The following is a 20,763-nucleotide window of genomic DNA, read 5'->3' on the forward strand; positions in this document are numbered from 1 at the left end:
ACAACTAACAACTGACAACTGACAACTGACAACTGACAACTGACAACTAACAACTGACTAATTCCCAAATCCGCGCAGCCGTCAACTCCTCAACATTCCTAAAAACCGCTGCAGCACCCGCATTTTCCAGCCCCGCAGCATAAGCCTCACAGCGCCCAGCATCATCCAAAACATGAGGCGGCAAAATTCCAGCCCCTAGCCAAACCCGATTTGGTTGCACTTCCCGCGCCTTCACAACCGTGTAAATATCCGCAACAGTATCTCCCGCATAAATCACGGGCAAATTTTTTTCTAAACCGTGCAGAGTTTCCAACTGTTCAATTGCCGCGAAAAGTCCAGCCGGATCTGGTTTTCCCGGTGCATCTTCCATCGCCACCAACACCGGGGAATTTAAACTCAATTTCCCTGACAAAACATAAGCAGCCTCATCCCGCATCGCCCCGCTAAAAAAGCCCCAAACAACTCCCCCACCCGTTAAATTTTCCAGGTAAGCCGGACTTAACAGCAGCGGTTCGTCGCAAATGTAACCAGTCCAATTTTTCTCATCAGGCCCGCGATAGCGACTTTGGAAAAAAGCCACTAATTCGTCATAGTTGACAGCGAGTTCGTTTCTCGATCGCCCAATCCCCTCAAAATAACGGCAAACTAACTCGAAAGACGCCTGCCAGTCATTATTCCACACACCCTCAGACTTCAGAGAGTCGATATCGAGAGAATTTGGGCGAAAAGCACCCGCCGTGAAATGTTCCACCGCATCCGCGATCGCCCGCCGGTAAGAACCGGACACATCCCGCACCACACCGTCAATGTCGAAGACTAAAATAACTCTGTTCACAACTTAACCATCCTTATACCTAGGGCCGGTGAAAACCAATAAGCTTGGGTGAAAACTGTTTATTCCGGGCGTGATCCCCCTCAATCCCCCTTCTTAAGGGGGACGCAAGAGTAACTTCTTGTCCCCCCCCTTCGTAGGGGCGGTGCCCCCGTGCCCGCCCTTGGCTAGGGGGGATCGGGATCGGGCCCAAGCGTATTGCGGCGAGAACCCAAATTTTATCTGTTCCCAGCCCCTGAGTGGCGCTAAAACCAGCCGCGCCACAAAACTTTTCATAGCCGATGACCAATTATCGAACAGAGTGTGCTACGCTTAGCGATTGTAGAAATTTTTAACAAGTTCGATCGGAACCCTGGAGGTTTGCTTGTCCAAGTTCATCTTAAAAGTTCTCTGGCTAGAAGAGAATGTTGCCCTCGCCGTTGACCAAGTTGTCGGCAAAGGAACTAGCCCGCTGACATCCTACTTTTTCTGGCCTCGCAAAGATGCCTGGGAAGACCTCAAAAACGAACTCGAAGCCAAACACTGGATTGCTGACAACGATCGCGTCGAAATCCTCAACCAAGCCACAGAAGTAATCAACTACTGGCAAGAGGAAGGCAGACGGCGCCCGATGACTGAAGCTCAGTCAAGGTTCCCCCAAGTAACTTTTACCGGCAGCAACTAAGCCCAGCTTGTAGTTGCTACCCATATACATTGCCTGTTATGGCTGACAAGGGGAAGGAAAGAGGGGAGAAGGCGAGAGGATTAGACGCTTTTTCCACCTCGCCGTGAAAGATAAAATTTGAATTCGCTACAGCTTATCTTGATAGTGACTCCGATTTTGGAACCTACTCGCGTTTTGGGCTTGGTCGATTTGAGATTTGAGATTTGAGATTTATCCAAAATAAAGCTCTCAAATCGGATTTTCTACAATCTAAAAAGACTAAGCAACCAAACCAAATAAATCTAAAATCGGCTTTTTTATACTCTTGAATTGTACAGTCAGCTCTCAACGGAATTCCCCCGAACCTCCAACCTAGATCCTCAAAATCCACCGATTAAATTCGTTAAATCTTGTACACGGCTTCCTTCTTCCGACTTCCATCGGACCGACATCCGTTACATCCGTTACATCCGTTACATCCGTTACAAAATCCGTTGCCGAACTTCCTTCTTCCTTCTTCGCGGAATTTATGGGCGCCGAAAGTACGATCGACCAGACCGAACAGCTACCGCTGGTAGTAAATCCCGACATTCTCCAGCAATCTATCCTCTACAAAATTAATACTCGCATCATCGCTCGCGGAGAATTAATTTTCCCCTGCGTCCCAGGAATGCTAAGTCACTATGTCAAGTCCATAGAAAAGCTATTTAGCACTCTCGACAGACCCCTGCCCGAAGACCGCAGAGACGAACTCAGCAAGCTTTTAGCCACCAAGTTAGAACAAGGCTACCGCACCTCCACAGCATCGATGCTGATCCTGCAATACGAATCAGTACAGCCGCCACAAACCGGTTTAGCCTGCAAAGTGATTGTGACTACCTCAACAGTTGGAGAACAGTACAAAAGCTGGGTAGACACCAGAGAACCTCCGCTTTTCGGTTCTCATCCCGATGCAAAATTGATGACAACGGCTGCTAAATTGGGCACACCCGATCGAGTGCGGATTTTGGACGTGGGGGCTGGTACCGGCCGCAATACCTTGCCGCTGGCGAGATTGGGCTATTCTGTAGATGCGATCGAACTAGCCCCAGCTTTTGCAGAACAATTGAAAGCGGCAGTAACAGCCGAAAACCTTCCCGTGACAGTTACTGAAGGCGATGTGCTCGACCCCTTAATGCGGATGAAACCGGCCCGCTACCAGTTGGCAGTTGCCGCCGAAGTCATCTCACATTTTCGAGACAGCGATCAAGTACGGCTTTTCCTCGCTAAAATGTGCGATTCCCTGTCTCCCGGAGGCTTGTTGCTGTTCAGCACGTTTTTAACCGTCGGCGACTACCAGCCTGATGCCCTCGTGCGACAAGTTGCCCAACTCTCCTGGTCTACTTTATTTACACCCCAAGAACTCGCCACCGCAATGGAAGGGTTGCCCTTAGTCCAAATATCCGATGAATTGGTGTTTGAGTACGAACGCCACCACCTGCCGGAAGGAGCCTGGCCCCCGACGCCTTGGTTTCCCAGTTGGGCCACCGGTCGAGATGTCTTCCCGATGGCAAACGCACGCCCGCCAATGGAATTGCGCTGGATTTTGTGTCGCCGAAGTTAAAAAAAAATCAATCATTTCTAGACGGACACAGCAATCAAAAGCTTTTATCGGCGGTCAAATTTTCCTCATATATTTTTCTTTCAACAGCTTAAACCAGGCTCGCTGTTAATATTGTGCTGCCGGCATAGAAAAATTTACAAAAATATATATTAAAATGTAAAGAGAGCGAAGTTCGATCGCCCCTGGGTGAGAAACCCAGTGTCTGATTAGATCCAACGCTTGCCAACCTTTTCTTTCTTGCGAAAAAGTGGGTGGCTAATGGCAATCGGGCTTGCATAAAACTCGATCGTCATCTCAATGGGTGCAACTAGAGTTAAGATGAATTCAACAAACCTATTCCTCGCGATAGATGACTTTTTAGGGAATAGGATTAACCAATAGATTAGCTCGCTAGTTAGCGATGCTGCTGAAAAACAAATATGCTTTTAACACATCCACTACAAGCGTTTGGAGCAATCTTCGGGCACAAACCTTCCACAAATAGATCATCCATCGACCACAAAACCAGTAAAAATTATTGGGAGGGGAATATTGAGTCCGCTGTAAACGAACAAATTGACTGGTACATCCAAGTGGAAATGCTAATGAGTAACGCTAAATCTTCCTGCACCAATGAAGAGATTACTGCTTGGCTGCGGGGATTGCTGACAATTGCTTGGGCAGACGGCAACTTTGACGAAGACGAGCAAAAAATGATTGCAAATCTAACTCAGGATGAACTACACCCGGTATCTTTTGAGGAGGGTTTTGAACCCATTACCGCAGAGGAATTAGTCGCTGTGTTAGGGAAAGACACCGCCAAAGGCGAGGATTTTTTGAGGACAGCGGTCATGGTAGCTTTGGCAGACGGTACCTACTCCCTCAGCGAAGACGAGGTAATCTCTAAGTTTTGCACAGCTTTGGGGCACAATGTAGAGGCGATCGAAGCTCTGCGACACACCATCGAAGACAGCAAGTGCGATGATCCGCAGGGGCCCAGCAGCCAAATCGTCTTTGATGCGAATGTCGCCCCCGTCGCCGGAACACCGCTTTCATCTCGGCTACCTAAACCTCACCACAAAAATGTCCTGCAGCCTGTCAAAGACTGGCTTGACGCCTGGGAAATTCACGACCCCAAAGTGGCACACTTTGTCTGTAAAATTATTCCGCCCCAGTGTCCGTTTGAGCGAGATGTCGTGTTATTTGGTCACAAAATCGTCCACATTCCGGCGATGTGCCAGATTAACCCGCTTTACGAACAGTTAGTGGGGATGCGCTTTCGAGCTCTCTGCTATTTGGCAGATGAATGTAAGGAAGATGTATCGTCCTATTGTTAGTAGTCAGTAGTCAGTGGGCAGTTGTCAGTGGGCAGTTGTCAGTTGTCAGTTGTTAGTTGTCAGTTGTCAGTTGTCAGTGGGCAGTTGTCAGTTGTCAGTGGGCAGTTGTCAGTGGGCAGTTGTCAGTTGTTAGTTGTTAGTTGTCATTCTTGTGAAATCTCGGATTAATGACTTTAACTATTAACCAATGACTACTAATTAGTCCCAAATGCAAAAACCGGGTTTTTCTAGGACAAAACATCGTTACACCAATCCGCGCCAGTAGAAAAAGCCAGTAGAAAAACCCGGTTTATTCAGTTTTTGTGGGTAAGTCTTGCTAATATCAAATCTGCTTTGATAATACTACTTGAATAAAAGTCTTGGTACTATCCTCAAGCTTATACAAATTCTTAAAAATCGCCGATTTAGGAGCCGGACACGGCATTGCCGTTTCCCAACAAATGCTCGCGTACAATCTCTGGCTCTGCACTACTTTTCAGAATTGGTAAAATTATATTTTTCTGGCAACTGTAAATAGCCACTAAACTTGGCTGTCGTCCGCCGACCCGGGCTAAAGAAAAAGAGCAATATGGTACTTGGATCTGGTATAATAATAACTACTGACTAATGACAACTAACAATTGACAATTGACAATTGACAACTGATATGATGTCCGGTCGATTACCCCTAATAAGGTAGGGGCGGGTTCACGAAAAATATTTGCCAATAATTGACAATCTCAAAAACCCGCCCTTTTAATCGCTCGATCGGACATGATATGACAACTGACAACTGACAACTGACTATTGACTACTGACTAAATTATGCAATTTATCGATCGAGCAGATATTCAAGTCGCAGCCGGCAAAGGCGGCGACGGCATGGTAGCTTTTCGCAGAGAAAAGTATGTACCGGCGGGCGGCCCCTCTGGCGGGACGGGCGGCAAAGGCGGTTCCGTGTATATGGTGGCGGTGGAAAGCCTGCAAACGCTGCTAGATTTTCAGTACAACCGGATTTTTAAAGCCGATGACGGGAAGCGGGGCGCGCCGAAAAATATGACTGGTGCCGGTGGGGACGATCGCACGATCGAAGTTCCCTGCGGTACAGTGGTTTACGACGCGGAAACTCAGGCAATCTTAGCAGATTTAGTGACGCCCGGACAGACTTTTTGCGTAGCCAAAGGCGGCAAAGGCGGTTTGGGGAATAAGTGTTTTCTGACCAATTCTAACCGCGCTCCAGATTATGCGATGCCGGGAAAAGAAGGAGAACACAAATTTTTGCGTTTGGAATTGAAGCTATTAGCTGAAGTGGGAATTCTGGGGATGCCGAATGCTGGCAAATCCACCTTAATTTCAGCTTTGTCTGCGGCTCGCCCCAAGATAGCAGATTATCCGTTTACAACTTTAGTCCCGAATTTGGGCGTAGTCAGAAAACCGACCGGCGACGGTACTGTTTTTGCTGATATTCCGGGATTAATTGAGGGGGCTCACGAAGGCGCGGGTTTGGGTTACGAGTTTTTGCGGCACATCGAACGAACTCGGTTATTGCTGCATCTGATCGATATTACCGATGAAGATCCGATCGCCAATTACGTCACAATTCAGGAAGAATTAAAGGCTTACAGGCGTGGTTTAGCCGATAAACCCCAGATTTTGGCTTTTAATAAGGTAGATGCGATCGACCTCGAAAGCGAAGAAATTGGTAATTTAATCAGCCGAATTAAAGAAATTAGCGGCGCTCCTGTTTTGTTGATTTCTGCCGTTAGTAGAGTTGGATTGGATGAATTGATGCAGCAAGTTTGGCAGAAACTCGACGAGATGAACGAGAAAGAGGCGGCAGAACAGTTAGCAGTCGCGAGTGTTTAATCGCTTTCGGGTTCCTGGAATTTCCGTGAATGGGTAGGTGTTTTTTTGAGGGGTCAAATCTTTCGGCTGTATGGCTTGTGCGGCAAGGGTTTGAGCCTCTATGCTGAAAAAAACGATCGTTTAAAAGTATCTACCGACTGCTTTAAATCGCCTACAAGCGTGACGGTTAAAGTTCCCAAAGGGGTATGGGGCAATCGCTAATGCTGTGTGGCAAAGGCGGGAAATTTATTATTAGAAGCTTTATCTTATTTTGCGGATATGAGTTGAGCAGCATTCAGGGCATTTCCTAAAAATTCGCCTTATTATCCCTCATCAACTCATATTGTAATTCCGCAACGCCCTAAATTACCATTTTTAACCAACTTTCTCCTCTAAACAGTCTTTTTTTTGTTCGAGATATGTCGATACAAATAGTCGAGGTAGTAAAAGTCCAGACCGAATTTTGTAGTCGGCAAATTCAGGATATCGTCCGAGTGAACGATCTTTTTTTATCATGTTAGGAATAAAAACACCAGCAAAAAAAGCTGCCAGAATTAAAAAAGGTAGCCAGTGCTGAACTAGCATCGCAAACGCTCCGTAGATTAGGATTTCTCCTAAGTAATTCGTATTGCGCGATCGGGCAAAAAATCCTTCAGTTATTAGTCCCGAACGGTACTTAAGGGTGTAATACTTCTGTGCATCAGCAGTATAGTGTAGAAAGACACCGATAATATTTAGGGAAATTGCTGCTGCCACTAACGGCAGAGGTGGTTGTGAGCCGCTGCTAATCAAAATAAAAGGTGCTATCCAATAGAGGCTAAGTAACACAAAGCCTAATATTCCCGTTCCGACAGAGATTTCTTGTTCCCACTGTTTATCTGGATAGATCTGGTCTTTGAGCAGCCACAACAAACCATAAGTACCGTGCAGAGCCAAATAAACCCAAGCACCAAAATTAAAATTTTGGTAAATGAACATCAGTGTCAAAACAAATGGAAAGGTGAGTCCTTTGTGCAGATTGATAAAATGCTTCAGTTTCATAGCTTTTGTTAAGATATATCTAGTAAACTCTATCTCTCTTTATATTACATTTTTTTAGATGTAACTACTTATCACGAGCAAACTTATCAACCTGCTTCTATTTTGCCTGACGGGGTAACAAGCAACTTGAAAGCGTGACCGGAGTGCCCTCATTCGTTTATTTGACAGCTCCGGCTCTCGGCTTAACAAAGAAAATTGCTCGCGATCTCAGTACCGAAAGAATGTTGCGCGGATCGCCCGCGACGAAAGCTTAATCAAGGATTTCTCTAATCGGGCGATCGCTATTTCACAAGTTCATATCGTTTCCGGTTGCATGGGAATGATAAAGTCAAGGCCAATAATTCCACATTCCCCCACTCCCCACTCCCCACTCCCCATCATTGAAAAACCCGGTTTCTGATTACCGATGAGTAAGTCCGAAGTATTGTTAAATTCCGCTTGACTCGCGGATTCGCCCGTTGTAATCGACTCTCACCCTCCCATCTTGAGAAACCGTAACAACCGTTTCTACAGTATAGACAGACGAACCAGGCTTGTTACCCTTAAAAGTAAAAGTCCAAGTTCCATCGCCATTGTCAACAAACGGCGATTCCTTAGAAGTACCGTGCATAGAAGCTTCAGCTCGATAGTTGCCTAAACCCCCATTAGCAATTTCTGCTGCTTGACGGGCTAAGTTTTTTGCCCGATTGAGTTCGATATTATTGTTAATCACTGTCACGCCGTCGGTTTCATATTCAGGAGCAGGATTAGCATTACTCAAGGTGGGGGAGACTCCAACAGCTAAAGTTGAAAGCGCTACCAGACAAGCAAGTCGAATGTTTAGTTTCATAATACAAACTGATTTATAGTTTGATAAAGTCTACAACACTTGCCCGCAAAAACCCGGTTAAATTTTCAATTTTTAATTTTCACTTGTGAATCGGCTGGCGTTTCCCCACCGTACAAATAGCGGTAACTCATCCGAGAAATCTCCCGAATCAATGTTTGAGCTGGCTTCTCCGTTTCCGGCGGATGCTTCACCATCACCGCCACTAAATAACGCTTACCGTTCGGCAAATCCACCATCCCCGCATCCGCAAGCAGTGTATCAATGTTGCCGGTTTTGTGAGCAATAACTGAACCTTCGCCTAAACCTTTCGGCAGCAAAGAATCATTTCTAGTTTGGCGCATGATTTGCAAAATGCGATCGCGCGATTTCACCGATACCAAATTACCCCGATCGATCTGGGCTATGATATTAATCAAATCCTTCGGACTGGTAGTATTAGTTCCCTCCAAATCTGGCAAATTATTACGCAGAACCGTGGTACTCAAACCCCAATTTGCAAAATGCTGATTCAAAACCTCAGCACCTCCCAACAACTCAATCATCATATTTGTCGCTGTATTGTCGCTGACAACAATCATCTTTTGGGCCACTTCCAAAGCCGAATACTTCTTGCCCGGAGATTCGTCTTGCATATCCCCAGAACCGCCGACAATGTGTTCCGACTTCAGAGTCAGCATCTGATCTAACTGCACTTTGCCCTCATCGACTGCTTGGAAAAAAGCTACTAAAATTGGCACTTTAATTGTGCTAGCTGAAGCAAAAGCAGTATCGCCATTAAAATTTAGGTAGCTTCCAGTATCTAAATCGACTAGAAATATTCCGGCTGTCAAACTAGAATTTTCTGTTGCTAAAACCTGAACTTGCGTTTTCAAAGCCGCTAATTCTTGATTCAGTTGCAGCACTTCTGGGGCTGCAGGTGCCGCAGATGCGCTATCGGCTGGGTTGTTCTGCCCTGTGCTGGTTTGTTCTTCTGTCGCTACAGTGGATGCTCGACTCACAGCATTTACCACCGACAGCAGCGTCCCGCCAATCACCGCTATCCCAACTCCCAAAATCAGCAAGCGAGTAGCATACACCAACGGCGGCACGCTCGCAGATGCTGGTCGTTTACCCGGCTTCTGGCTCGCTTGTGGGCGCGGTTTAGGCACGGGGGGTTTTTTGGCATCTGGGGGGATTACCGTGTCTGGAATGCGAACTGGGGGCGAACTGGGAAGACTTCCACGGGTGGTAGGGGGAGTGGCTGTTGGGGGCTGGTTGTTGGGATTGCTGGCGATCGCACTCACATTTTCCCGCTCCAGAGTCGGGTTCGGAAACTCGAACATATCGACAGCAGCGAGGCCTTTTTTGCGTGGTTGGCGAGTCTTCGACTGTGGAGTTTTGCTGGTTCTGGGTTTTCTGGGGTTAATTGCCGATCGAGGATCGGATAAAAAGTCTTGTGTAGTAAATTCTTCCGAAGATGTGGGAGAATTGGCTCCAATTCTGCTGCCGCGGCTTTGTTGCGGTGGCACAGTCGCAGGTTCGGGCGATCGAATTTCTGGGTTGCCGTTTTGCGGTTGGGGAGGGCGGCGGCGGCCGGAGTTGCCAGACTGACTTGCTTTGCCGGACTTAGGCTGCTTTGAGCCGGAGTTGGGAGAGGATATCGAGGATATCACCGATAATATCGATCCTTTGGGAAACCGCTCTGCCACGTCTTACTCCTTCATCACTAATGTAAAGTTCAAGTTTAAGATTTTTCAGCTTGTCAGCCAATCAATTTTAGATTTTAGATTTTAGATTTTAGATTTACCCCAGACGCTGCATGGTATCAGCAACCGGGTTTATTGCTCGCAAATTATCGCAAAGCTTAGGTTTTTAGTCAAGAAACGCTGTTATGAAGGTGACAAGTGGGTGCAGAAAAGTTCTCTGTGAAAAAAATACTCAATCTCACATCCCCAATTATCAGCATTTCTGCTAGCTATCCGTTGGATTTTCCGGTAACGCCCTATCCAGAGTATCAGAATTTGTCTCTCGTGGGTAACTTTTGATTGCCCATTCTGTTTGGCGGAGGACGCCCCGCAGCATGGCGACTTCATCCACTGTCGGATAAGCCCTGTTGTACAAACGCCGAAATTTTTCCATCCGGCTTGCTGCTGTGTGCGGCTGCAAATATCCTATTTTGAGTAACAGCGTTTCTAGTTGCTGGTAATATCCCTCTAAATTTTCCAAGGGAGCCGATTCCTTCTGGCCACTGACAACTGACAACTGACAACTGACAACTGACTTGTATAGTTCGTAACAGCAGATAGCGACGGCTTGGGCGAGATTTAGAGATGTGTAGGCATCGCTGCTGGGAATGCGGATCAGGCGTTGAGCGCGGTTTAATTCGGCATTGGTTAAGCCGCAGTCTTCTCGGCCGAAAATTAGGGCGCTGGGGGCTTCTAGGAGCCAAGGCAAGGCATCTGCGGGTTCTTCTAGTTGTGTTGGCAACGATCGACTATCATCCCCTGTAGTTGCGATCGCTCTGACACACCCAACCAAAGCAGCGGGCAAACTCTCGACTACTTTGGCCGTTTCCAATATGTCGGCGGCGCGAACAGCCATCAGTCGGGCTTCTTCCCCTAAATAATCGCATTGGGGATTTACCAAAACTAATTGGTGCAAACCCATATTTTTCATGACGCGGGCAACAGCACCGACATTTAATGGGCCGGCAGGTTCGACTAAGATTATTCGGATGTTGGCGTCGGCCGTTGCGAGCATTTTTATTTGGGGAGGTGTTTGGCAGAAATTGGTTGTTTTGTTTGTTTTGATTAAAATTTAATCACTAACTAATGTAATGTCCAAATTAGCATGGCAAAGCAACGATCGAAATCTGATTTACCGACAAAAATGTGCCCAGTGTGCGATCGACCTTTTACTTGGCGCAAAAAATGGGCGGACTGCTGGGATGAGGTCAAATACTGCTCCGAACGTTGTCGTCGCCGCCGTTTGGCGGCTCAAGATTAAGAATTTAGGGCAAGTTGCTCGATCGAAGCTAAGATTGCAAAGGAAAAATTTTAGGTTAAAAAGTATGGCATCGCAACAGGTGCAACCAAAGCTAGTTATTCACGGCGGTGCCGGCAGTTCTCTACACAGTAAAGGCGGAATTGAGGCGGTGCGGAAATCGCTTTACGATGTTTTGGAGGAAGTTTATCCGCTGCTGAAAGACGGTGCAAGTGCCGTAGATGCAGTGGTGCGGGGCTGCCAATTGTTGGAAGATGACCCGCGATTCAATGCCGGTACTGGTTCTGTAGTGCAGTCGGACGGTCAAATTCGGATGAGTGCTTCGCTGATGGACGGTTTGATGCAGCGTTTCAGCGGGGCGATTAATGTTTCTCGCGTTCAACATCCGATCGAACTTGCTCAATTTTTGCAGAATTCGGACGATCGGGTTCTCTCTGATTTTGGTTCGGCGGAATTGCTGCGAGAACTTCAATTGCCGATTTACGATCCGATGACGGATTTGCGTTTGCACGAGTGGATGCAGGAACGCCAAGGCAATTTTAGCAAAGCAATGGCTGATGTGGTTGCCGAACCGGCCGGTATGGGTACGATCGGAGTCGTAGCTTTGGATGTGCATGGACGCTTGGCTGCTGGGACTTCGACTGGTGGCAAGGGTTTTGAGCGCATTGGCCGGGTTAGCGACTCGGCGATGCCGGCGGGAAATTACGCGGCAGGGAGTGCGGCGGTAAGCTGTACGGGGATTGGCGAGCACATTATGGACGAGTGTTTGGCGGCGCGAATTGTGATTCGGGTAACGGATGGTTTGAGTTTGAAAACTGCTTTTGAGCGTTCTTTTGCTGAAGCTGACGAACGTCAACGGGATTTTGGCGCAATTGGAATTGATGCTAGCGGTGCGATCGCTTTTGGCAAAACTAGCGAGGTGATTTTGGGTGCTTTTCACAATGGTATGCAAATGGGCGATACTTTGGAAATGAGCAAGGGAACGCTGATTTTTATTGCTTAAAAGGGCGATATAAATTGTCAGTATGCGGTTCAGATACCCGACTTTTGGAATAATTCGGGTATCTCCATCGGCCTTAGTTTTATATCAAATCTGGCGACATCAGAATAAATATTACCCACACTCATGACAAGGCGCCGTCCCATTTCCATACAATTCATCTGCAGATCCTTACTCCCTTCCCGCCCAAAGAATATAGAGAGAGGTAAAATGAAAAAAAGGGAGTAAGAGAAATGAATCTGAGTCAACAATTGCCGTAGGTAAGCCTAGAGAAAAAGCAGTGGCAACGACTGTACTACAAGAATCAGCAATCCCATAGCGGTTCTCAAGCGTGGTGAGGTATGGGGGCGAGTCCTATGTCCTATGCCCTATGCCCTATGCCCTATGAGCACCTCATGTTACTGAGAAAGGCTATAGATCCAATTGTATTGCTTAAATGACTCAAGCGAAGCATCTTATAGCGATTTATTGAACAGCTTGACAGCGCGTAGCGCCCGACGACAGGCCCTACGCGCTCGGAAACCGCTTCGCATAACTAGCAACTTGCGTTATTAGTCGGTGAACGTATAGTTTTCTATTGTACAAAGATCAACTTTATATTTTATAATTTCTTCCCCATCATCAAAAACAGCTTTGATATCGTAAGTACAGACATTCTGACTGTTGCGAATAGTTATGAGTGCAGATTCTCCAGGTCTCAGTATATCTATACCAAGAATGTCTTCCCCCCAACTATCTATTCCTGTGGGATTGGTATAAAATTTTGTTATATTAGTACCCGTCTTGTTAATAATATTAAACCCCAAAGCTTCAGCTAAAACACTCTTTGCTGTCATTACGGATAGTGGTAAGGCTAAGGCCGTAGCAACCATTAAACTCTGAAGGATTTTAGCGATTGGAACTGAATAATTCATTGTCAAGGAAGGCAAGCTGTATAGATTTTTCATCATTAGAGTCTAGTGAGGGATATTAGTAAAAACCGAAGTAGCATTACTACAACATAAACAAATATACTTCCTCCTTAAGGAAGATGTCAAGAAAATTGCAGGGTGGCAAGGAGCTAGCGAAGCTGTTACCAGAGGCAAGATAGGCTAAAACCATTGCTGTAAAAGCTTTTTAGAAGAAGCAAAAAAAATTTGGGTAACTTTTTAGACATTAATTAAACCACAGTCTCAATGGGGTTCAGCCGGGATACGCGCCAAAGAGGACAGGTTGTAAAATTTTGTAAAGCAAGGCAGTTGAAACCATTGATTTGTAGAGATTTTGAACCAAAAATAGTTTCAGTGGAGCCAGAAATTCTGGAAGCGGTCTGGCGATAACTCCGTGTAGCGAATAGTGTGTTGAATATTCTTGTGTCCCAGATAAGCCTGAATAGCTATGGTGTCATGACCAATAGATCCTAGATAAAACCCACAGGCATGGCGTAACGGCGACGGATTCGTGGCGGTGCACCTCTGCCAAACGCTTCAGCAGTTCGCCGTTTTGCAGGTTCCAGAGTTTGACTGTGCCCGCGCGCGATCGTGTCAGCAGCGTTTTGCTGGCGGGACTGAAAGCCACTAGCAACACGGCTGTTGAATGTCCGAAAATCGTCTGCCGCAGTTCACCGCTGTGCAAACTCCAAATTTTCACTGTACTATCCTCAGAACCCGTTGCGAGGAATTGTCCGTCGGGACTGATAGCCGCAGACAAAATCCTGTCTGAATGGTGGAGAGTAGCTTTTAATATGGCGCCGGTTGAGGTTTTTGGCTGCGTTTTATATCCGGCTATTTCCAGCCAGTCGATCGCATCTCTCCAATTTTTTAGAGCATTTCGGGGCCGATTTGTCAATAATTCTATATATCTGTACAAAGTTTTTGACAAATCAACTTCTACACCTTTGATTTGTTTGTTGAGAAAAACCGCAATTTCGGCTGGGCTGTAGCCGCACAGCAAGCCACAGAGATGCCGCTTTTCTACGGGTGTCAGCCCTCCTGCATCCTCCCAAACAGGAAGTTCAGTTGCCGGATGATGCCGAAACCAGGGGTCGGTTTCTTCGTATTCATCGGGAAGGGCTAATTGTCTATGTCAAAACTGCATTATACAAAAAGCTCTTTCTAGAAAATTGTATCAGTGACTTCTTTAAACTTTCCCAATCGAAAGCTCTTGTAGAGTGTCGAGTTCTTAACGAGCTTTCTGCTTACGAGACGATGGAGAGTTCATCACTGACTTGAATCCTACCTTTGACCAGGGAGCGAATCAGACGATCGAGTGAGCCACGTTCTTCTTCACTGATAGACTCATCAAGGATGGCCGCCATCATGCCGTAGCGGTCAGCTTTGGTAACGCGGTGAGTATCGGTGACAGTGGCGATTAATTCGTTGATAGCGCCGGGGAGAAGATTAACTGGATACATGGGATTGTTTTGAACTCGACACCTTAATCATCTCGTGGTTTCTCCTAAGAGCAAGTGATGGTGCTGGTTTTTTTCCGTGATAATACTGAAAATCTTCGGTGAACCAAGTCCGTCTTACCAGTGATCGAAGTCACAACATTGAAACCAATGCAGCGCTGGAACAATTAGAACCCACATTCTGCCCTTTGAGCCACTGTTGACTGGGAATTCCCTCAAAATTGACGCAAACCTCATGGCTTGGTCAAAAATACCTAAATGTGAGAGTCAAAGGGCGGAATATGGGGAATCGCCCTTTTATCCAAAATCAAAATAAGTAGACAGACAAAAAATTAGTCCGCCTACCTAATCGCTAACTACAAATCACTCCCACTCGATCGTTCCCGGTGGCTTAGAAGTAATATCGTAAACCACCCGGTTGACCCCCTTAACCTCATTCACAATCCGATTCGAGATCAGTTCCAACAAATCGTAAGGAACCCGCGCCCAATCAGCCGTCATCCCGTCTTCACTCTTAATAAATCGCAAGACGATCGGGTAAGCATAAGTGCGCTGATCGCCCATCACGCCTACACTGCGAATCGGCAGCAAAACTGCAAAAGCTTGCCAAAGTTCACCGTACAATCCGTGCCGATTAATTTCTTGGCGAACAATGAAGTCAGCATCCCGCAAAATATTTAGTCTCTCTGCGGTAACTTCTCCTATGATCCGAATCGCCAATCCCGGGCCGGGGAAAGGTTGTCGGTTGACGATTTCTTCGGGAAGCCCGATCGACCGGCCGACTTTTCGCACCTCATCCTTAAACAGTTTTCGCAGCGGTTCAATCAGCTTAAATCGCAAATCTTTCGGCAAACCGCCGACGTTGTGGTGGCTTTTAATTTTAACAGCAACTCGCTCGCCACTTTTCGGGTCTACATTAGTGTCAGCCGACTCAATCACATCAGGATAAAGAGTACCTTGTGCCAGGTAGTCGAAGGGGCCTAGACGCTTCGATTCTTCTTCAAATACGTTGATAAACTCGTGACCAATCCGCTTGCGTTTTACTTCAGGATCAGTAATCCCTTCAAGTTGAGCTAAAAAGCGTTCGCGAGCATTCACATACTCAACGTCAATGTGGAATTGCTCTTTAAATAATTTTACCAACCGTTCTGGTTCATACTTCCGCATAAACCCTTGGTCGATAAACATACAGGTAAGTTGGTCGCCGATCGCCTTGTGCAGCAAGAAAGCCAAAGTAGAAGAATCTACACCACCGGATAGAGCCAGCAAAACTCGTTTCTCTCCGACTAGCTCTCGAATTTCCCGAATCGATTCCTCCACAAAAGTAGCAGTCGTCCAAGTCGGTTCGCACTCGCAAATGTGGTAAACAAAATTGCGAATTAAAGCTATTCCCCCGATCGAGTGAACTACTTCTGGGTGAAACTGAACCCCGTACAAATTTTTCTCGTGGTTAGCAACAGCAGCAGACGGAGTATTGTCCGTGTGAGCGAGGATCTCAAAACCCGTCGGCAGTTGAGTACAGGAGTCTCCGTGGCTCATCCACATCGTGCTGCCCTCTTCGACATTTGTCAGCAAGTCCGTAGGATCGTCAATAAATAGCGATGCCTTGCCGTATTCCGCTAATTTAGAGCGCTCAACCGTGCCTCCGAGCTGCTTTACCATCAACTGCATCCCGTAACACACTCCCAACACCGGTATTCCCAAATTCCAAATTTCTGGGTCGCATTGGGGTGCTTTTTCATCGTATACAGAACTCGGGCCTCCTGAAAGAATAATTCCTTTAGGATTGATAGCTTTTAACTGTTCTGCCGTAGTCCGGTAAGAAATAACTTCGGAATATACTTGAGTTTCGCGAATGCGACGAGCAATCAGTTCGGAATATTGCGAACCGAAGTCGAGAATCACGATCATCTGGCGATCGATCTTCCCCAGAGAAGAGTTTGTGAGGTCTGATTCAGTTTTTATTTGAGTAGTCACGGTTATTGCGTAATTGCTAATTGCTAATTGGGTCGAAAGTAGCGGAGGTATCTGTCGCGGTCTCAGTACAATTCTAAGGAAGGCGAGGAACCATTAGTCGCTAGGAATAAATCTTATTCATACTAGATTGCAGTCAGCGATGTTAGTCGATTAATCGGGTACAGGGCAAGCATAGATTTACTTCGAGCCTTACCCTAATTAATAGAATTATTGCTTCAGAAATAACTTCCCGAAGCAACCTAGTATAATTAAGGTCTAGGGACAAAGAATTATTACTTGTTAAATATTATCCCTGAGCGATGTTTTAAACAGAATTCAGGGATATTCACACTAGATTAACAAATTTGAGTCAAAAATGTATCTCCTATATCACTTTTAACAATAATTTTGCGATCGCGCCCGAACATGACCGAGCCCACGGGGATTTGCAAGTTAGTGTGAGTAAAAATGCAATCCGATGAGCGCAAGTCTATTTGTCGGGCGATGTCGCCGTAAATTCGATCGACCCAATTGCTCCCAAACTCGGCGTCTAAAGCCCGCAGTTGCCCAAGAGCCTCTTCGGCTGTCGCTGCGGCAAAAATTGCGGAACACGCATCGGCGGGCATTCCAGCTTTAGCACAGTAAGCTGTGAGAATTTCCCTGCGCCCGTCAGCGAGGTGGTGGTGAGTGTGAAAAATCCCCGCCGCCAATTTCATCAGTTTCCCGTGATAGCCAAACAGCAAAATTGACTGCACGCCCTGATATCCTGCTTCTACCAGCAGCGGGCCGAGCCAGTTAGCGGTTTTGACGAGCCTATCAGGATTAATCCCCAGTTGTCGCGCTAAATCCAAGCCGTTTTCGCCGATGCAAAAAACCAAACAGTCAAACAGTTCGGCTTTTTGTTGCAGTTGTTCGCGGTAAACTTCCAACTGTCCAGGGGCACTCAGCGGTTGAGAAATGCCAGTTGTACCCAGCAGCGAAAGTCCTTCTACCACGCCGAAAGCTTCGTTAGAAGTGCGGGTGGCTAGTTGGCGCCCTGACGGCAGAATCAGGGTGACAGTAATTTTTTCGGACGGTGCGAGGTCTAGGCTCAGATTCGATCGCAGCAGCCGCATTGCGTAATCATAGATCGCCGCCCCTCCACCGACTGTGTGACGCCCTATACCTTCACCGCCGAGAATCACAATCTGCTCTCCCTCTCCCCGATTCTCTCCCTCTCTCTCCCTCTCTCCCTCTTCCCAATTCCCCAATTCCACCATTGCCCAAACGGGGGTATTGCGAGTCAGATCGAGATTGTCCCCCGGATCGGAGCGAGTCACGCCTAAAGCCGTACCAGTTTTGAGTACAGACGCCTGTTCGATCGGAATTTCTGCCGTTATTTGCGGTTCCAGTAAATTTACTGATACGCTATCTAGAGACTGAATACCCTCACGCAAGCACCGCAAAGCTGCAAGTGCAGCCGCACAGGCAAATACTGGCAACGTATACCCCGATAAAGGTTGAGTTTTAGTCACGATCAAATGCAGAAATCTGTAAGTTTGCGGGCGATCGACATCACGCCTTAGCACTGATAGCCCTCAAACATTTAAGTTTAATTCTAGGGTTTGCTATTATTATCAGTTAGCGTAAATTTTGTCAAGTGATAATTTTGTCCTGCCAGTTGCCGATCGCAGCCACACTTTTGTTGAGGTGCGTTAGCGGAACTCTCCTAGAGGATCGCCAACAACCGACTCCGAAGGCTTACGGGCCGGTGCGGGCGCTTTTCACAATATTTAGCTAGCCGTAAAGGTTTGAGAGCCGAGTCGAGGATCTGGGGCGAAAATTGTTTTGGCCCTTGGGAGGAGTTGTTTGAGGCCGAACTCGAGCTATTTTTGGCAGGCGAAATGCTGCGATCGCTTCCTTGTTAAGCCCTAAAACCTACTTTTTTACAACTGGCAAATTTATCAAGGAAATTGGGTCTAAAACCCTGTCCTTCTAGGACGGCTTTAATTTCTTAAATCCCTTCCTAAAAGTCAGGAAATTTCTAGTATACTAGAGTTGTCAAGGTTAGACTCCTGCGCCCGGAGTGCATAAAAACAGTTAACGACACACTTTCAGGCGTAAACCGGGGGACAAAGAGCGGCGAAAACTCTCTAAACAGCTAGGGGCTTAACACAGTTCCTTTAACCACAGAAACAAACTATTTAGTGTTGTTAAGTAGGGTAGGGCATACCCCAACTCTAGGTAAATATCCTAGTACGCTTTTGGAGATAGACCCTCTGGGGTTGCTGTGAGTTGAACTCGTCAATTGGTATTTTGTACGGTTGAAAGGTTTAAGAAGTGCCGAAAGGACATAGCGCTTAAAGGTCAGTCGATGAATTAAGAATCCCTACGCCTTTAGGCTGGGGAGTGTCAAATCTCCCAAGCGGTTGATGTCCCAGCGATCGCTTGCCATCTATATTAATAACCATTACCCGGAAGTGCCAGTCTAGCTTTCAAGCTCACACCTTGAAGGCTGGGCTGGTTTTATCTTAAGAGGCTAGCTCAGAAATTTTGAGCATAAAGATTAAATTTTATTGACACCTGCGCGTGAAAAATAATTTAACGATCGGCCAGCCTCAAACCCTTGCCACACCAGGATTGGGCAATTCTTTAATCTACGACTAAAATCCTATTACTTATGTTTGAACCAGTTGCAGAGTTAAATGAACCTCTATCTCTTCCGACTCCTGAAATACTAGACAATCAAATATCTCAGCTCGTTTTATCTCCAAAAACAGATATCAAATTTTCCAAAAAAGACGTTCGATCGACCCTGAAAGCCTCAACTCTAGACGGCGTTTTTGCCACTATCTTCGAGTCGGCGACCACCGGCGTGCTGCTGAGCAACTTCTTGCTGCAACTCGGTGCGAGTAGCGTGGAAATAGGTATATTCTCTGCTATTCCGATGGTGGTAAATCTCCTGCAACCATTAGGAGCCTACATCGCTGATCAGACAACCAGCCGCCGCTGGTACAACCTATTTGTCTTCGGCGTTTCGCGGCTGCTGTGGCTGGTACTGGCGGTGGCAATTGTTTGGGGTTCCCAGCACGCAGATCCCCACCAACTGCTGCACTGGACACTGGTAACAGTCGTAGCAGCTAGCGTGCTGGCAGCTTTTGCCAATTCTAGCTGGTTCAGTTGGATGGCTGCTGTGGTTCCTCAGCGCTTGCGGGGACGCTATTTTGGCTTTCGCAACAGTGCTGTCAGCCTCATCACTTTGCTGGGAGTGCCGTTGATGGGATTGGGAGTGTCAACTTGGGACGGCGGTCCAATTGTGGGCTACGGTATTGTTTTATTGGTGGGTGTTTTGGCGGGAATGATTAGTTTGGGCTGTCAATCCTTCATGGTTGATGTGAATCCCCAGGTATACAAAAAAGATACACAGAGCGATCGACTTACAGAGAAAAAAGCAAAAAAAATAACAGATTTTGTGCCTTCTGTGCTGAAAGATTATAATTTTTTAATGTTTATTCTTTACTTCAGTGTGTGGACATTTGCTATTAATCTCAGCGCGCCTTTTTTTAATATCTACCTGCTGAAAGATTTAAGCTTGGATGTGAGTTTGGTAACGATTTACACCAGCTTGAGTTCCGGCGCAAATCTACTGCTGCTGATGTTTTGGGGTAAGTTGGCCGATCGCTGGGGAAATCGCCCCCTGCTAATTGCGGTTGGGCTGGTGGTGGCCCTAACGCCTTTGCTGTGGTTGGGTACGGGGAATTACCCGTTTGCGGTGTGGGTGTGGCTGCCGCTGCTGCACTTGCTGGGGGGAACGACTTTAGGGGCGATCGGGCTGTGTACTAACAATATTCAAATGGAGATAGCGTCGATCGAGCAACCTTCGACTTATTTTGCGATCGCCGCAGCGGTTGCGGGAGTAGCTGGGGCTTTGGGAACTACCGTCGGCGGCTTTCTTGCCGAACTTCCGGGCATGAGTTTGGGTTCACTGTTTGCCCTCTCGGCTGCTGTGCGGTTGGTAGGCTTGCTGCCTTTGGTTTTGGTGCGAGAACCTCGTAGCCAGTCGCTGCGGTCGATCGTCCCCACTTTTGGACGTTTCAAATTTAACCGGGGCTAGGAAATTTTCGCACAAATTTGCCGATCGAGAAACCAGAAAAGCCCACACATTGTTAAAAAAATTACGATTTCACGATCGGAATTTTGGTGTCTGGGGAAAAGTCGGATTAGTTATACCAAATCCCCTTTTTTACTCCAAGGCTGTTTCATATCAAATCCGAGTTAAAAACCCCGTTTATTTCTTAGTCTGCGGAGGCGGACTTCGTTTTTGTAGTAGCGGTTTCAACCGCCGAATCATACAGGGGGTAACAAGACC

At 46.8% G+C, this 20,763-nt stretch carries 19 protein-coding genes; 8 read left to right on the top strand and 11 right to left on the bottom strand.

Annotation, left to right across the window (positions count from 1 at the left end):
* Positions 1-46: 46 nt before the first annotated feature.
* A complete protein-coding gene (locus QT990_RS14875) occupies positions 47-835 on the bottom strand; it encodes a TIGR01548 family HAD-type hydrolase (protein ID WP_333465403.1) in 789 nt (262 codons plus the stop codon).
* A 349-nt stretch (positions 836-1,184) separates the two neighbouring features.
* Between QT990_RS14875 and QT990_RS14880 the strand changes: the two genes are divergently transcribed.
* The 4 genes from QT990_RS14880 (at position 1,185) to obgE (ending at position 6,239) form a co-directional block, all read left to right on the top strand.
* On the top strand, positions 1,185-1,496 hold the full coding sequence (locus QT990_RS14880) for a 30S ribosomal protein PSRP-3 (RefSeq protein ID WP_278187374.1): 312 nt from the start codon (positions 1,185-1,187) through the stop codon (positions 1,494-1,496).
* Between the two features lie 508 nt (positions 1,497-2,004).
* A complete protein-coding gene (locus QT990_RS14885; protein ID WP_333143513.1) occupies positions 2,005-3,078 on the top strand; it encodes a class I SAM-dependent methyltransferase in 1,074 nt (357 codons plus the stop codon).
* A 419-nt stretch (positions 3,079-3,497) separates the two neighbouring features.
* Complete coding sequence (locus QT990_RS14890; protein ID WP_333465404.1) at positions 3,498-4,394, top strand: Mo-dependent nitrogenase C-terminal domain-containing protein; 897 nt, start codon at positions 3,498-3,500, stop codon at positions 4,392-4,394.
* A gap of 804 nt (positions 4,395-5,198) precedes the next feature.
* Positions 5,199-6,239: a GTPase ObgE gene (gene obgE / locus QT990_RS14895; protein ID WP_333409303.1), complete on the top strand. Its 1,041-nt coding sequence runs from the start codon at positions 5,199-5,201 to the stop codon at positions 6,237-6,239.
* 354 nt (positions 6,240-6,593) lie between these two features.
* On the opposite strand, the gene QT990_RS14900 is transcribed toward obgE, so the two are convergent.
* From QT990_RS14900 to QT990_RS14915, 4 genes are all read right to left on the bottom strand, one after another.
* Positions 6,594-7,259 carry a DUF1295 domain-containing protein gene (locus QT990_RS14900; RefSeq protein WP_333409304.1) on the bottom strand — a complete coding sequence of 222 codons (666 nt, stop codon included), beginning with the start codon at positions 7,257-7,259 and terminating at the stop codon, positions 6,594-6,596.
* A gap of 427 nt (positions 7,260-7,686) precedes the next feature.
* Complete coding sequence (locus QT990_RS14905; protein WP_333465405.1) at positions 7,687-8,088, bottom strand: hypothetical protein; 402 nt, start codon at positions 8,086-8,088, stop codon at positions 7,687-7,689.
* A 65-nt stretch (positions 8,089-8,153) separates the two neighbouring features.
* Positions 8,154-9,776 (bottom strand): serine hydrolase, encoded by a 1,623-nt coding sequence (locus QT990_RS14910; protein ID WP_333300423.1) that lies wholly within the window; start codon positions 9,774-9,776, stop codon positions 8,154-8,156.
* Positions 9,777-10,038: 262 nt separating this feature from the next.
* Positions 10,039-10,827: an RNA methyltransferase gene (locus tag QT990_RS14915; RefSeq protein WP_333308237.1), complete on the bottom strand. Its 789-nt coding sequence runs from the start codon at positions 10,825-10,827 to the stop codon at positions 10,039-10,041.
* 129 nt (positions 10,828-10,956) lie between these two features.
* Between QT990_RS14915 and QT990_RS14920 the strand changes: the two genes are divergently transcribed.
* On the top strand, positions 10,957-11,073 hold the full coding sequence (locus QT990_RS14920) for a DUF2256 domain-containing protein (protein WP_445300673.1): 117 nt from the start codon (positions 10,957-10,959) through the stop codon (positions 11,071-11,073).
* A gap of 64 nt (positions 11,074-11,137) precedes the next feature.
* The gene (locus tag QT990_RS14925; RefSeq protein WP_333308239.1) at positions 11,138-12,073 is read left to right on the top strand and encodes an isoaspartyl peptidase/L-asparaginase; all 936 of its coding nucleotides are present in this window, start codon (positions 11,138-11,140) and stop codon (positions 12,071-12,073) included.
* Between the two features lie 548 nt (positions 12,074-12,621).
* Here the strand turns inward: QT990_RS14925 and QT990_RS14930 are convergent.
* From QT990_RS14930 to cbiD, 6 genes are all read right to left on the bottom strand, one after another.
* Complete coding sequence (locus QT990_RS14930) at positions 12,622-13,020, bottom strand: hypothetical protein (RefSeq protein ID WP_333308241.1); 399 nt, start codon at positions 13,018-13,020, stop codon at positions 12,622-12,624.
* 330 nt (positions 13,021-13,350) lie between these two features.
* A complete protein-coding gene (locus QT990_RS14935) occupies positions 13,351-13,464 on the bottom strand; it encodes a hypothetical protein (RefSeq protein ID WP_333308263.1) in 114 nt (37 codons plus the stop codon).
* A complete protein-coding gene (locus QT990_RS14940) occupies positions 13,454-14,002 on the bottom strand; it encodes a hypothetical protein (RefSeq protein WP_333145397.1) in 549 nt (182 codons plus the stop codon). Before QT990_RS14940 ends, QT990_RS14935 begins: the two co-directional genes overlap by 11 nt.
* 244 nt (positions 14,003-14,246) lie before the next feature.
* Positions 14,247-14,462 (bottom strand): hypothetical protein, encoded by a 216-nt coding sequence (locus QT990_RS14945; RefSeq protein ID WP_333054638.1) that lies wholly within the window; start codon positions 14,460-14,462, stop codon positions 14,247-14,249.
* Between the two features lie 360 nt (positions 14,463-14,822).
* Positions 14,823-16,436 (bottom strand): glutamine-hydrolyzing GMP synthase, encoded by a 1,614-nt coding sequence (gene guaA / locus QT990_RS14950; RefSeq protein WP_333145396.1) that lies wholly within the window; start codon positions 16,434-16,436, stop codon positions 14,823-14,825.
* Between the two features lie 335 nt (positions 16,437-16,771).
* Positions 16,772-17,929: a cobalt-precorrin-5B (C(1))-methyltransferase CbiD gene (gene cbiD, locus QT990_RS14955; RefSeq protein WP_333145404.1), complete on the bottom strand. Its 1,158-nt coding sequence runs from the start codon at positions 17,927-17,929 to the stop codon at positions 16,772-16,774.
* Between the two features lie 125 nt (positions 17,930-18,054).
* Here cbiD and QT990_RS14960 point away from each other — a divergent pair, with 125 nt between their 5' ends.
* Together QT990_RS14960 and QT990_RS14965 are read left to right on the top strand one after the other, a co-directional pair.
* The gene (locus tag QT990_RS14960; protein WP_333108289.1) at positions 18,055-18,195 is read left to right on the top strand and encodes a hypothetical protein; all 141 of its coding nucleotides are present in this window, start codon (positions 18,055-18,057) and stop codon (positions 18,193-18,195) included.
* Between the two features lie 879 nt (positions 18,196-19,074).
* Positions 19,075-20,508, top strand: a complete 1,434-nt coding sequence (locus QT990_RS14965) for an MFS transporter (protein WP_333145395.1) — start codon at positions 19,075-19,077, stop codon at positions 20,506-20,508.
* The last annotated feature ends 255 nt before the right edge of the window (positions 20,509-20,763 follow it).

The sequence above is a fragment of the Microcoleus sp. T3_B1 genome, from assembly GCF_036700445.1.
In the GTDB taxonomy this organism is placed as follows: Bacteria; Cyanobacteriota; Cyanobacteriia; order Cyanobacteriales; family Microcoleaceae; genus Microcoleus.

Excerpts from the sequence above, each read along its gene's own strand:
- QT990_RS14930 (WP_333308241.1), bottom strand. The coding sequence starts at position 13,020 with ATGATGAAAAATCTATACAGCTTGCCTTCCTTGACAATGAATTATTCA.
- QT990_RS14965 (WP_333145395.1), top strand. The coding sequence starts at position 19,075 with ATGTTTGAACCAGTTGCAGAGTTAAATGAACCTCTATCTCTTCCGACT.
- QT990_RS14885 (WP_333143513.1), top strand. The coding sequence starts at position 2,005 with ATGGGCGCCGAAAGTACGATCGACCAGACCGAACAGCTACCGCTGGTA.
- QT990_RS14945 (WP_333054638.1), bottom strand. The coding sequence starts at position 14,462 with ATGTATCCAGTTAATCTTCTCCCCGGCGCTATCAACGAATTAATCGCC.
- QT990_RS14925 (WP_333308239.1), top strand. The coding sequence starts at position 11,138 with ATGGCATCGCAACAGGTGCAACCAAAGCTAGTTATTCACGGCGGTGCC.
- QT990_RS14915 (WP_333308237.1), bottom strand. The coding sequence starts at position 10,827 with ATGCTCGCAACGGCCGACGCCAACATCCGAATAATCTTAGTCGAACCT.
- obgE (WP_333409303.1), top strand. The coding sequence starts at position 5,199 with ATGCAATTTATCGATCGAGCAGATATTCAAGTCGCAGCCGGCAAAGGC.
- QT990_RS14890 (WP_333465404.1), top strand. The coding sequence starts at position 3,498 with ATGCTTTTAACACATCCACTACAAGCGTTTGGAGCAATCTTCGGGCAC.
- QT990_RS14920 (WP_445300673.1), top strand. The coding sequence starts at position 10,957 with ATGTGCCCAGTGTGCGATCGACCTTTTACTTGGCGCAAAAAATGGGCG.
- QT990_RS14900 (WP_333409304.1), bottom strand. The coding sequence starts at position 7,259 with ATGAAACTGAAGCATTTTATCAATCTGCACAAAGGACTCACCTTTCCA.
- QT990_RS14905 (WP_333465405.1), bottom strand. The coding sequence starts at position 8,088 with ATGAAACTAAACATTCGACTTGCTTGTCTGGTAGCGCTTTCAACTTTA.